Genomic DNA, 12,915 nt, shown 5'->3' on the forward strand with positions numbered 1-12,915 from the left:
GGATTTATTATAGATATAATCAATCAAGTAACAGATTTTTTTCATCAATTTAAAAATAAAATTGTACAAACAGATGAAATTGTAACAGAGCATCAAGAAGCAATAAAAGAGTATGCTACTATTTTAAAAGAAGATTCTTTATTTGAAGAGTATTATGAAAACTATCTAACAATTTTAGGATATGCTTATAGATTAGAGCATATAAATGATAGACTTTTTTACACTTTTCAAGAAGCTGTTTATGCTATTGATTTAGCAAAACAGTTAAAAGATCATAATGGTATAGAGTTAAACTCTTTTGTTTATATATTAGTTATAAATACTTTTATAGAGGAGTATTTTGGGAACTTATTAAATGAACAAGAGAAACAAAAAGCTATAGATACTTATAAAAAAATCGAAGAAAAAAGAACAAAAGAAGCTCAAAAATATCATATTTACCAATGATAATTTGAAATATAAAAAGATTAATATAATCTTTTTATAAAACTCACCCAAAGCCCACTTTATCTAGTTATTATAAAGTATTATAAAATTAGGAAGATTTATGTTTAGTGAAAAAAATATACCAAAGCTTATAATTTTAACTCCTATTGTAACAGTACTTTTAATTGCATTTTTTACTATTTATTTTTTTATTCAAAACCAATATAAATATTTTGAAGATGAAAGTAGAAGAGTTGAAAAAGAGTTTATATTAAAACAAAAAAATATTTTAAAAAAAGAGATAAACTCTGTAATTTCATATATAGATTATCATGAAAAAAAAGCTCAAGAAGAGATTAAAACAAGGGTAAAAAATACTGTTGAGCTTCTTTATAATCAACTAATGATTTTAATAAAAGATAAGCATTTAGATGATTATAAAAAAGCCCAATTGATTAAGCAATTAATAGATTCAAAAACCATAGAACAAAATGATTATTTTTTTGCTTATGATGTTCAAAATGATAAATTTATCCAACCTTTTAATAAAAGTATTCAAAAAGATTTTGAACTAGATGATAAGTTTATAAAAAACTATTTATATCCTGATACAGGAAATTTTATAAAATTAAAAGATAAATTAGTTTATATAAAACATATTTCAAAACTTGATTGGATTATTGGAACTGTTGAAGATAGCCAAAAAAATATAATACAAATAAAAAAAGATTTGATTAAATATATTGAGACTATTAGATATGAAAATAATGGATATATTTGGATACACGATACAGGTTACCATCTAATTGCACATCCTTTTAGAAAAGATAGTATAGGAAGATATGATATTGATTTAAGAGATGCTTCTGGACAATTAGTAACTAAAAAGTTTGTTGATGAAACTATAAAAAATCCAAATGGAGTATTTGTAGAATATAATTGGCAAAAACCAAATGATGAAGAGTTTACAAATAAACTTGGGTATTTTAAACTCTATAAAAAATGGGATTGGGTAGTTGGTGCAGGGCTATATATGAATGATATTCAAAACTCAATTTTTGAAAATAAAAAACTTTTAGAAAAAAGAGTTGATAGATATATTGAAACCGTTGTAGTTATCTCTTTTTTAGTAATTTTTGTAATTGGGATTTTGTCTTTTTTTATTTCAAATAGAATAAATCAAGCTTTTAATGATTATAAAAATAGCGTAACTAAAAAAGAGCAAGAACTTCAAGAGTTAAATAAAACTTTAGAGTTAAAAGTAAAAAAAGCTATTCATGATGTACAAAAAAAAGATAGGGCAATGTTGCATCAATCAAGACTTGCAAGAATGGGAGCTATGCTTAATATGATAGCTCATCAATGGAGACAACCTTTAAGTGAATTATCAGGAGTTTTAATGGAGCTTGAAACAGCAAGTAAGTTTAAAATGCTAGATGATAAGATAATTCAAGAATCAGTAAAAGAGTCAAATAAACTAATAGGTTTTATGTCAAATACAATTGAAGATTTTAGAAACTTTTTTAAACCAGATAAAAAGAAAGTATATTTTTATGTTGATGATGCTTGTAATGAAGCTTTAACTTTAGTAAATGCTTCTATAAAAAACTTTAATATAAATTTAGTAAAAAAAGTAAAATGTAATAGTGTAATTTATGGATATGAAAGAGAATTTGCACAAGTTATGTTAAATCTTATTTCAAATGCAAAAGATGTTTTAGTTCAAAGAAATATTAAGAATCCAAATATTTATGTGGAGGTAGATGCCATTGGAAATAGTGCCATAATAAAAGTTTTAGATAATGCAGGTGGGATAGAAGAAGAGTATTTAGAACTTATTTTTGAGCCATACTTTACTACAAAAAGCAGTGCAAAAGGTACTGGACTTGGACTTTATATGGCAAAAATGATTGTTGAAAAGAATATGGAAGGAGAAATTAGTGTTGAAAATACACCAAAAGGGGCACTGTTTTTAGTGACCCTTCCTTTTAAAAAAGCAACTTCTTAGAAACTTTCCCATTCATCATCACTTGATGACGTAGTATTTTTTATTTGAGGTTTTTTTATCTCTTTTTTTATTTCAAGAGGTTTTGAAGTTTTCTTTAAAACCTCTTGAGAAGTTTGTTTTTTTTCTACTTGTTTTAAAGTATCTAAAATTTCATGTTTTTTATCAAACTCTTTTTTATCAACTTCATTTACTATATTAATAGCAATATTATTTGTATCTTCTGCAATACTTTTTGTTTCAACTGCAATTGAAGCATTTCTTTGTGTTTGTTGGTCTAATTGAGTAATTGCATCATTGATTTGCTCAATTCCTGATTGTTGTTCTTTACTTGCATTTGCCACATCACCAATAATTCTTAAAGTGCTACTAATATTTGTATTAAGTTTACTATAACCAGTTATCATAATATCAGAAATTTTTTTACCTTGATTTGCTTTTAGTGTAGCTGTTTCCACTAAAGATTTTATCTCTTTTGCAGCTTCAGCACTTCTACTTGCTAGGTTTCTTACTTCTTGTGCAACAACAGCAAATCCTCGTCCTGCTTCTCCTGCTGTTGCTGCTTCAACAGCAGCATTTAATGATAAAATATTTGTTTGGAAGGCTATTTGGTCAATTACTGTAATTGCATCATTTATAGCACTTACTTGTTCATTTATTTCATCCATAGCCTTTGTAGTATTAATAGCTTCATTTTCTCCAACTTTTACATCTTTAGTAACTTCATTTGCAAGTTTTGTCATCTCTTGTATACTTACATTGTTATTTATAATTGTTGAAGTAATCTCTTCAAGTGCAGCAGCTGTTTCTTCAAGTGAAGCAGCAGTTGAATTTGAACCTTGACTTAATTTTTCCATATCAGTTAATAGTTTACTTGCACTATTTTTTAAATCAATTCCTATTTTTTTATTTTCTTGTAATAAAGTTGTAACTGCACTTCCTAATTTATTTGTATTTTCACAAAGATTTAAAATCTCTCCTTTTATATTTGAAGTTTCCACTTTAGGTCTATAATCATGGTTTGTATAAGATGTTAATACTTCTAAAATATTACTAATATTTGCACTTAAATTTTGTAACATTTCATTAATTACATTTTTTAATTCATTTAAAGATCTATTATTCGTTGTTGCAGTGATTTTATTATTTAAATATCCCTCTTTAATTTTTAATGCAACTTGTGTAGTATTTTCAATTAAAATCCTATCTTCTTCAAGTGCAGTTTTTGTTTTAGTAATATTTAAATTAATAATTTTTGACATATTTGCAATTTCATCTTTTCCACTATCTTTTAATAGTTTTACTTCATTTGTTTCATTATTTAAATATTTAAAAAAGCCAATAAGTCCCTCTTCAAACTCTTTTAATGCTTTAATAATTGATTTTCCAATAAAAAATAAAATAGACATTATTATAAATACTATACTAACAGTTAAAAATATTGCTAAAGTATTAATAAAACTCTCTTTTTGTTCTAACTCTTCTTGTAGTAGTTTTTCCATATTTTCAATAGAGGCTTCTGTTTTATAAATAGTTTCTCTAAGTTGTCCTAAAAGCCCTTCTTTTTCATTTAAGCCTTTTATTACTTCATTTTCAGTTAAAGCTAAAAAGTCGTTTTTATAAGCTTTTAAATAAGGAACTATCTCTTCATTTGTAGTAGTTTCAATTAATTTATCTAGTTTTTTAATAAATCTATCAATATACTTTTTATCAAATCTAAGCATAAAATCTTTTTCTTCTTTTCTTAGCTCATAAACTAAAGCTAAAAGTTTATAATCATTGGCATTTTTAGCTATTTCTTGAACTTTATGTACACTATGTCTTAAGCTTCCATATAAACCATCTTTAGGTGTTAAACCAATAGTTTTTTGAGTATTTGCAAGTTTTGAAAAAATATCTTTATACTCTTTTACGATAGAGCTAAACTCTTTATTATGTTTTGTTTCTATTCCTGTTTCTTCTAATATTGTAGTTAAACTATCAATATCTTTTTGCATATTCTCGTAAACTTCAAAAAGCTTTTTTTCATACTTTAAATCTTTTCTTGTTAAAAAATCTTTTTCATTTTTTCTTAATTCTAATTGATTTACTTTTAATTTTTCTGTTAAAGTTTCTGCCATTCCTAGTTTATGCATTTGTGAGATACTATACTCTTCTAGGGCAAAAAGTGTTAAAAAACCAATTAATACCACACTGCTTAGTGCAATAAGTTTATTTTTAATACTCATCTTTTATCCTTTGTACTTTTAAAATAATTTTTTAAAAGTGAATTCTATAGTTTGATTATAACTAATAAACTTGTGAAAAAAATGATTTATAATTTAATTTTATGGCATAGTTGTATTTTATTTTTAAAAAATAATAATAAAAAAATAAAATATATATGACACATTTGTATTTTAGTAAATAACTAGATTATGTGAAATATAAAAAACTTTTTTTAAACATATATATATTATATTTTTAAAATAAAAGGTTTGGTATGAATAAAGAGCTATTAGAACAATTAAAAAATTTCACTATTTTGTGTGTTGAAGATGAAGAAGGTATTAGAAAAAGATTTGTAAATACTTTAAAATATTACTTTAAAGAGGTATATGCAGCTTCTTGTGTTGATGAAGGATATGAGTTATATTTAGAATATAAACCTTCAATTATTTTAAGTGATATTGAAATGCCAAATAAAAATGGCATAGCTTTAATAGAAAAAATTAGAAAAAAAGATTTAAGTAGTATTGTTATAATGGTTACAGCTTATAGTAATGAAGAGTATTTACTAGATTTAATAAATTTAAATATAAATCAATATATTTTAAAGCCAGTAAATTCTGAAACTTTATTAAATGGTATATTAAAAGCCTTAGTAAAAAAACTTACTTTAAAGATACATTTTACAGAAGAACTTTATTTTGATATGAGTTGTAGAGAACTTTTTTATAATGATGAAATAGTAAATCTTAGAAAAAGAGATAAGGATTTTATAGTTTTATTATATGAAAATAAAAATCAAGTTTTAACATATAGTTTAATAGAAGAGCATCTTTGGAAAGATAAGATTATGAGTATGAGTGCTTTAAAAACTTTTATTAAAGAGTTTAGACAAAGAATACCTTTTGATATAATTACAAATATTCCACAAGAAGGTTACAAACTTAAAAATTTCTCATAAATTATTAAAAAATTTTAAAAACTCACTTATAACTCACTAGCAAAAGTTAAGATTTCCTAATAAAATCAAAAGGAGATTTAAAATGTTCAAGAAAAGTTTATTAATTGTATCTCTTGCAAGTGCTATGTTTGCAGGAAATGTAAAAATGGATTTAAATGCTAAATATGGAGCCAATAACTTCCATACAAAAGGTGCTGAGCAATTTGCAGCTTTAGTAAAAGATTACACAAAAGGAAGTGTAGAGATTACAGTTCACTCTGGAAGTGCATTAATTAAAGGAAATCCTTTAAAAGCAGTAAAAGATGGAACAGTAGCTATGACTGATATGTTTATTCCTTTTACATCAGGTGGGGGAAAAGTTTTTGGAATTTCTGCTTTACCATTTATAGCAAACTCTTATGAAGATGCCTATAAATTATATCAATTATCTAAAAAATCATATGAAAAAACAGCAAAAAAATGGAATCAAAAACTACTTTATTCTGTAACTTGGCCTGCAAGTGGTTTTTACTCAACTAAAGAGATTAATTCTATTTTAGATTTTAAAGGTGTAAAAACTAGAACTTATGATAAAAACTCAGCAGAATTTGTAAATTTAGCTGGAGGAAGTGCTGTTGCTTTACCTTGGGGAGAAGTTTATTCTTCTCTTAGAACTGGAATGGTTGATTCTGTTGTAACTTCATCAAGTTCAGGAAAAGATGGTAAATTCTGGGAAGTTTTAAAAAACTATACAAAAATCAATTATGCATATCCTTTACAAGCAGTTACAATTAACCTTGATTATTGGAATGCTTTAGATAAAAATCAACAAAAAGCTATGTTAAAAGCAGCTGCTGAAATTGAAAAAGTACAATGGGAAGCAGTAAAAGCAGAAGATAAAGAGTCTTTAGATTTATTAGTTGCAAATGGAATGAAAGTTCAAGAAGTAACACCTGAACTTAAAAAAGAGTTAGATGCAATTGCTTTAAAACTATTAACAAAATACTTAGAAGATGCAAGTTCTGATATTCAAAAAATCTTCAAAGAATATAGAAAGTAATTAAGCCATGAATTTAATTGGTCAATTAATAGATAAACTCTCAAAAATGGGAGCTTATCTATCTGGATTTTTTTTAATAGCTTTGGTGTCTTTAATTATTCTAGAGATTTTTTTAAGGTCATTTTTTGACATCTCTACAATGATTGCAGATGAATATAGTGGATATTTTTATTTAGCTTCGATTTTTTTTGGACTTGCTTATACTTTTAGTACAGATAGTCATATAAGAATTAATATTTTAACATCAAGAGTTTCAAAAAAAGCAAATAGAAAAATAGACATAATTGCTGCACTTATTACTTTAAGTGTTTTATTTTTTGCACTATATAGAACTGTACTTTTAACTTACGATTCATATAGTTTTGAAATGGTATCAGAAAATGTTTCTGAAACACCAATTTATTTAACACAACTAGCTATGCCTATAGGACTATTTTTATTTATATTAGCAGTTATATTATTTATATTTAAAGGATTTTCAAATGATAGCTGATCCACTAATATTGTCAATTGTTTTAATAGCAATAATGTTTATATTTTTACTTTCATCTATTTGGATTGGTATATCTTTAATGCTTACAGGAATTATTGGTATGTTAATATATGATCATAATTTACCTCCTGTAATTAGTATTTATGATAAAATTGGGGATTTATTAGCTTCATCACTTTATGATGCTTTAAACTCTTGGTCTCTAGCAGCCTTACCTATGTTTATTTTAATGGGAGAGATTTTATATAAATCTTCTATTTCAACAAGATTATTAAATGGTTTAAAACCTTGGCTTACTCACATACCTGGAAAACTATTACATGTAAATGTGGCGGCTTGTTCGCTTTTTGCAGCAGTTTCAGGTTCAAGTGCAGCTACAACGGCAACAGTTGGAAAAATTACTTTAGATGAACTTCAAAAAAGAGGTTACTCTAAGATGCTTGCTATGGGGTCATTGGCTGGTTCGGGAACTTTAGGGTATTTAATTCCTCCTTCACTTATTATGATTATTTATGGGGTTTTATCTGATGTATCTATTGGTAAATTATTTGTTGCTGGACTTATCCCTGGTCTATTATTAGCAACTTTATACTCATTTTATATTATGTATAAAGCTACAACAGATAAAGAAAATGTAATGCCAAATGATGAAGAAAAGTTTACTTTTAGAGATAAGCTTAATTCTTTAAAAGATTTAGCACCAATTTTTTCACTTATTGCTTTAGTTTTAGGGTCTATTTATGGTGGTTTTGCAACACCAACAGAAGCTGCGGCTTTAGGAATTGTTGGTTCTTTAATACTTGCTACATATTTTAAATCTTTATCAATTGAAATACTAAAAAATGCACTTTTAAATAGTGTAAAAACTTCTGTAATGATTGGATTTATTATTGCTGCAGCTGTATTTTTATCACAAGTAATAGGATTTTTAGGAATAGCAAGAGCTATGAGTGAATTTATTACAGGTCTTGGTCTTAGTCCTTTAATGCTTATTTTATTAATAGGAATTATGTATATTATTTTAGGGATGATTTTAGAAGCTATTTCTATTGTAGTTATGACTTTACCAATTGTTTTACCAATTGTAGTTTTAGCAGGATATGATCCTTTATGGTTTGGAATTTTCTTAGTATTTATGGTTGAAATGGCACAAATTACTCCTCCTGTAGGATTCTCTTTATTTGTAATTCAAGGTATTAGTAATGAGAAAATAGAGACTATTTTAAAAGCAACATTTCCATTTTTTATTATTATGATTTTAACTGTTGCAATAATTACATTTTTCCCACAATTAGTCTTTTTCTTACCAGATCAAATGATAGGTTAGGTATAATTTTGGAAGCAAAATTTGAGGGAGAAATTATGAATATTAGATTAAATTGTGATATGGGAGAAAGCTTCGGTATTTGGAAAATGGGATTAGATGAGCAAATTATGCCATATATTGATATGGCAAATCTTGCTTGTGGATTTCATGCTAGTGATGCTGTAACTATGAGCAAATCAGTTGCCTTAGCAAAAAAATATAATGTAACAATTGGAGCTCATCCTGCATATCAAGATTTAGTAGGTTTTGGAAGAAGAACAATACTTTGTTCTTTAGAAGAAATCAAGTCAATTATTCTTTATCAACTTGGAGCATTAAATGCTTTTTGTAAGGCAAATTCAACTGTAATTTCTTATGTAAAACCTCATGGAGCTTTATATAATGATATGATGAAAGATGAGAATATTTTTAAAGCAATTTTAAGTGCTATTTCATCTTTTGATAAAAATATTAAGCTAATGATTTTATCAAGTCCAAAAAATGAGAGTTATAAACATATTGCTATGCTTTATGGAATTACACTACTTTATGAAGTATTTGCAGATAGAAATTACAATGATGATGGTACTTTGGTTTCAAGGATGAGAGAAGATGCCGTAATTCATGATGAGTTAGAAGTAGCTCAAAGAATTACAACTTTAAAAGAAAAAGGTTTTATTCAAAGTGTAAATGGAAATAGACTCTTTTTAGAAGTTGATAGTTTATGTGTACATGGAGATAATGAAAAAGCCTTAGAATTTATTAAATTACTTAGGAAAGCACTTATTTAATGAAGATAAAAGTAGCCTCTGTTGATTCACTTATAATCTATTTTGCAGATAAAATAGATAAAGATATAGCTTTAAAAGTTAAAAATGCTTATAACTGTTTAAGAAATTTAAATATTGAAGGAATTATTGAAATAGTTCCTTCATATACTTCAATTTTTGTAACTTATGATATTTTTAAATATGATTTTGAAGAAATTAGTAAAGTTTTAGCTTCAAGTATTAAACAAAGTTCAACTTTAGAAGATACTTCAAAACTTATAACAATTGATGTTTATTATGGAGTTGAAGTAGGTTTGGATTTAGAAGATATAAGCAAAAAAACAACTTTAAGTATAGATGAGATTATAAAACTTCATAGTGAAAAAATCTATGATGTTTATGCAATTGGATTTTTACCTGGCTTTGCTTATTTGGCAAGTGTTGATGAAAAAATTGCACTTCCTAGACTTAGTAGTCCAAGAAAACAAATTCCTAAAGGAAGTGTTTCTATTGCTGATACTCAAACAGCAGTATACCCACAAGCAAGTCCAGGTGGGTGGAATATTATAGGAAGAACAGCGTTTGAATTTTTTGATAAAAGCTTAGAGAGTTTATCTCCTATTTGTGTAGCAGATAGAGTAAAGTTTAATCCTATTTCAAAAGAAGAGTTTTTAAAGCAAGGAGGTGTTTTATGAGTTTAGAGGTTATAAACTCACCAATCTTTGTAACTATTCAAGATAAAGGAAGATTTTCATATGCGCATATTGGTGTTACAGCTTCAGGGGTAATGGATGAATATGCTTACTATATTGCAAATATGCTTTTAGGAAATTCTTATAGTGAAAATATTTTAGAAATAGCTTTTTCAAATTTTCAATTAAAAGCAAATAGCAATACTCAAATAGCAGTAACAGGAGCTATTTGTGAAGTTTTTATAAATGAGAAACCATATTCTTCTTGGCAAACAATAAATATTAAAGCAGGTGATATTATAAAAATAGGAAAAATCTTATCTGGCTCAAAGGTTTATTTGGGAGTAAAAGAGGGCTTTAAAATCCAAAAAGAGTTTGGAAGTTATTCTACAACTATAAAGGAAAATCTTGGTGGGTTAAATGCAAATAGACTTTTAAAAGGTGATATTTTACCTATTAATGAAAAGCTAACTTATCATAAAGCTAGATTAAAAGAGTGTTATATCCCTAAATATGAAGATACTTTAGATTTAAGAGTTATTCTTTCTTATCAAGATGAGTTTTTTAATAAAGAACAAATAGATAAGTTTTTTTCATCTGAATTTACAATTACAAATGAGTTTAATAGAATGGGTTGTAAATTAAGTGGTGAGAGTATAAAGTGCAATATAAATGGAATAATCTCAGAAGGTATTAGTTTTGGAGCAATACAAATTACAAATGATGGACAACCTATTATTTTATTAAAAGATAGGCAAACTATTGGTGGGTATCCAAAAATTGGAAGTGTTTTAAGTATAGATTGTTTTAAACTTGCTCAAGCAAAGCCAAATACAAAAATAAGATTTAAACTAATAGATATAAAAGAAGCACAAAAAAAGTTAAAAGAGTTTTATAACTCTTTTAATTAAAACTTTTTTAGACTTTCAATTACTTCACTAAATTTCTCTTTTTTATTATATGTAGTAATAGTATAAGAGAAGTTTGGTTTTATTAAAATACCAGATTTACTTTTTAATGTTGTATCATGTAATAAATCTTTTATATTTTTCATTACATTAGTTGATTCTTTTAACTCTTCATTTTCTAAGAAAATTAAAAATTGTTTTTTATTGAATTTAGCTACATCATAATGAAGTTTTTCTTCTTTTATTTTTTTAGAGACAAATTTAGTAATAAAAATTTGTAAATTATCATAGATTAGTTGTCCATAATTTTCTAAAATATAATCACAATTATCAATTTCTATTAAAACTAAAACACCATTATTTTTAAACTCTTCATTATTTTTTAGAAAAATATTATAAATCCATTTTTTATTAAAAGTTTTTGTAACAGTATCTTTTAATACTTTATTTGATACAGAATTTAGTTCTTTTTTTAAATCTTCCATCTCTTGATAAATTCTTTTTAATGAACTTTCATCTTTATTTTTAATGGCTTCTTTTGCATCTTTTGTTGCATTAGTTACTTGTTCTAAACTTTTTAAGGCTTTAGAAGCATATTCATTTATATCTTTAAATTCTTGTGCAATTAAATTATTTAGTTTATTATCAAACTCTTTATCCTCAAGATTTATATCTAAAGTTTTAGCGTGCTTATCAAAACATTGAAAATATGATGAAGGTAAAATAATATCATTTAATAATAACTCATTTATTGTATCATCAGTAATTTTCTTAAGAATTTCTTTCATTAAGTTCTCCAATTATTTCATCAATTGATTTTGGTTTACTTATATAATAACCTTGTGCATAATCAATTCCAAGTGACCTTATATATCTCATAATCTTTAAATCACTTACAAACTCAGCAACTACTTTTATATTTTGTTGTTTACAAAATAAAACTATACTTTTAATTAGATTTAAATATATCTCTTGGTCAATTTTCTTTATTAATGACCCATCTATTTTTATATAATCAACATCTATATTTAAAATATATTCATAGTTTGAAAAGCCTGTTCCAAAATCATCAATTGCTATTTGTACTCCATACTTTTTAACTTCTTTAATAAAATCATTTACTATTGCATAGTTTGAAATTTTATCACTTTCTAATATTTCTAAAGTTAAGTATTTACCAATATCATTTTTTTTGATATTTTTTATTAATAACTCTTTTAATTTAGGATTTAAAATATCATGAAAGTCAAGATTTATACTTACATGTATTTTATAGCTTTCTATATACATAATAGTTTTTTTAATTAATAGAGCCATTAATTTATTATAAAGTCTATATTTTTTAGATTTTTGTATGAAAACATGAGGCATAATCATATTATTATTTTCATCAAAAACTCTCATAAGTGCTTCATATTTACAAATTTTTTCACTTTTTGAATCTACAATTGGTTGAAAATATGGTTCCACTAAATTATTTTCAATATTTAATCTAAGTGTATGAAGTAGATTTTCACTTATCTCTTCTTCTTTGTAAAAAGCACTATCAAAATATATAAAATGAACAAAATTTAATTTTGCATTATGTAAGGCTTTTTCTGCATATATTTTTAGTTTATTATCGGCACTTTTAGAACAACCCATAGTAACATCGATAGTTATAAAAGATTTTTTATCTAAAAGTAAAAATTTATGAGAGATTATGGTATTAAAAATAATATCTTTAATATCATTGATCTGTTCTTGTGATAAGTCTTCATATATAGTTATACCAAATACATCAACATGAGTATTTACAAAATCAATAAAACTATTTTTATGCAAATATTTTTTAATTTTATTTTTAATAGTTTGCTTTAACAGATTTTCAAGTTGCTTTATAATAAAGTCGCCATTCTCAAAAGAGTAAACAGCGTTTAAGTCTTTCATATAAAGAATATCTATTAAAAACAGAGTTTTTATTTTATGTTTATATCTATATCTATTAAGTTTTTTTAAAATAGACATTCTCTACCTTCTTTTATCTATTCAATAAGATTATATATTATTTAATCTTAAAAATACCGAAAAAAAGCATATTAAAAAATTATTTAACAAAAAAATAAAT

At 25.1% G+C, this 12,915-nt stretch carries 11 protein-coding genes; 8 read left to right on the forward strand and 3 right to left on the reverse strand.

All coding sequences use genetic code 11. The features are described from left to right. Window positions 1-547: 547 nt before the first annotated feature. Window positions 548-2,434 (forward strand): sensor histidine kinase, encoded by a 1,887-nt coding sequence (locus tag AMYT_RS05315; protein WP_114841517.1) that lies wholly within the window; start codon window positions 548-550, stop codon window positions 2,432-2,434. Here the strand turns inward: AMYT_RS05315 and AMYT_RS05320 are convergent. Beyond that, complete coding sequence (locus tag AMYT_RS05320) at window positions 2,431-4,659, reverse strand: methyl-accepting chemotaxis protein (RefSeq protein WP_114841518.1); 2,229 nt, start codon at window positions 4,657-4,659, stop codon at window positions 2,431-2,433. The genes AMYT_RS05315 and AMYT_RS05320 overlap by 4 nt on opposite strands. Before the next feature lie 254 nt (window positions 4,660-4,913). Between AMYT_RS05320 and AMYT_RS05325 the strand changes: the two genes are divergently transcribed. From AMYT_RS05325 to AMYT_RS05355, 7 genes are all read left to right on the forward strand, one after another. Further along, complete coding sequence (locus AMYT_RS05325; protein WP_114841519.1) at window positions 4,914-5,600, forward strand: response regulator transcription factor; 687 nt, start codon at window positions 4,914-4,916, stop codon at window positions 5,598-5,600. A gap of 82 nt (window positions 5,601-5,682) precedes the next feature. Next, window positions 5,683-6,639 (forward strand): TRAP transporter substrate-binding protein, encoded by a 957-nt coding sequence (locus AMYT_RS05330; protein WP_114841520.1) that lies wholly within the window; start codon window positions 5,683-5,685, stop codon window positions 6,637-6,639. A 7-nt stretch (window positions 6,640-6,646) separates the two neighbouring features. Next, window positions 6,647-7,132, forward strand: a complete 486-nt coding sequence (locus AMYT_RS05335) for a TRAP transporter small permease subunit (RefSeq protein WP_114841521.1) — start codon at window positions 6,647-6,649, stop codon at window positions 7,130-7,132. Beyond that, the gene (locus AMYT_RS05340) at window positions 7,122-8,459 is read left to right on the forward strand and encodes a TRAP transporter large permease (protein ID WP_114841522.1); all 1,338 of its coding nucleotides are present in this window, start codon (window positions 7,122-7,124) and stop codon (window positions 8,457-8,459) included. Before AMYT_RS05335 ends, AMYT_RS05340 begins: the two co-directional genes overlap by 11 nt. Before the next feature lie 32 nt (window positions 8,460-8,491). Continuing rightward, window positions 8,492-9,229: a 5-oxoprolinase subunit PxpA gene (locus AMYT_RS05345; protein ID WP_196779640.1), complete on the forward strand. Its 738-nt coding sequence runs from the start codon at window positions 8,492-8,494 to the stop codon at window positions 9,227-9,229. After that, window positions 9,229-9,903: a 5-oxoprolinase subunit PxpB gene (pxpB, locus tag AMYT_RS05350; RefSeq protein ID WP_114841523.1), complete on the forward strand. Its 675-nt coding sequence runs from the start codon at window positions 9,229-9,231 to the stop codon at window positions 9,901-9,903. Before AMYT_RS05345 ends, pxpB begins: the two co-directional genes overlap by 1 nt. Beyond that, window positions 9,900-10,811 carry a 5-oxoprolinase subunit C family protein gene (locus AMYT_RS05355; RefSeq protein WP_114841524.1) on the forward strand — a complete coding sequence of 304 codons (912 nt, stop codon included), beginning with the start codon at window positions 9,900-9,902 and terminating at the stop codon, window positions 10,809-10,811. The genes pxpB and AMYT_RS05355 overlap by 4 nt, the downstream gene beginning before the upstream one ends. Here AMYT_RS05355 and AMYT_RS05360 read toward each other — a convergent pair. Together AMYT_RS05360 and AMYT_RS05365 are read right to left on the reverse strand one after the other, a co-directional pair. After that, window positions 10,808-11,596 (reverse strand): diguanylate cyclase domain-containing protein, encoded by a 789-nt coding sequence (locus AMYT_RS05360; protein WP_114841525.1) that lies wholly within the window; start codon window positions 11,594-11,596, stop codon window positions 10,808-10,810. The genes AMYT_RS05355 and AMYT_RS05360 overlap by 4 nt on opposite strands. After that, window positions 11,580-12,815, reverse strand: coding sequence for an EAL domain-containing protein (locus tag AMYT_RS05365; protein WP_114841526.1), 1,236 nt, complete (start codon window positions 12,813-12,815; stop codon window positions 11,580-11,582). Before AMYT_RS05365 ends, AMYT_RS05360 begins: the two co-directional genes overlap by 17 nt. Window positions 12,816-12,915: the final 100 nt, after the last annotated feature.

This window comes from Malaciobacter mytili LMG 24559 (genome assembly GCF_003346775.1).
In the GTDB taxonomy this organism is placed as follows: Bacteria; Campylobacterota; Campylobacteria; order Campylobacterales; family Arcobacteraceae; genus Malaciobacter; species Malaciobacter mytili.

What these genes read in the sequence shown, in the direction of transcription:
- AMYT_RS05365 (WP_114841526.1), bottom strand. Translation starts at nt 12,815, where the DNA reads ATGTCTATTTTAAAAAAACTTAATAGATATAGATATAAACATAAAATA.
- AMYT_RS05335 (WP_114841521.1), top strand. Translation starts at nt 6,647, where the DNA reads ATGAATTTAATTGGTCAATTAATAGATAAACTCTCAAAAATGGGAGCT.
- AMYT_RS05340 (WP_114841522.1), top strand. Translation starts at nt 7,122, where the DNA reads ATGATAGCTGATCCACTAATATTGTCAATTGTTTTAATAGCAATAATG.
- AMYT_RS05315 (WP_114841517.1), top strand. Translation starts at nt 548, where the DNA reads ATGTTTAGTGAAAAAAATATACCAAAGCTTATAATTTTAACTCCTATT.
- pxpB (WP_114841523.1), top strand. Translation starts at nt 9,229, where the DNA reads ATGAAGATAAAAGTAGCCTCTGTTGATTCACTTATAATCTATTTTGCA.
- AMYT_RS05355 (WP_114841524.1), top strand. Translation starts at nt 9,900, where the DNA reads ATGAGTTTAGAGGTTATAAACTCACCAATCTTTGTAACTATTCAAGAT.
- AMYT_RS05320 (WP_114841518.1), bottom strand. Translation starts at nt 4,659, where the DNA reads ATGAGTATTAAAAATAAACTTATTGCACTAAGCAGTGTGGTATTAATT.
- AMYT_RS05325 (WP_114841519.1), top strand. Translation starts at nt 4,914, where the DNA reads ATGAATAAAGAGCTATTAGAACAATTAAAAAATTTCACTATTTTGTGT.
- AMYT_RS05330 (WP_114841520.1), top strand. Translation starts at nt 5,683, where the DNA reads ATGTTCAAGAAAAGTTTATTAATTGTATCTCTTGCAAGTGCTATGTTT.
- AMYT_RS05360 (WP_114841525.1), bottom strand. Translation starts at nt 11,596, where the DNA reads ATGAAAGAAATTCTTAAGAAAATTACTGATGATACAATAAATGAGTTA.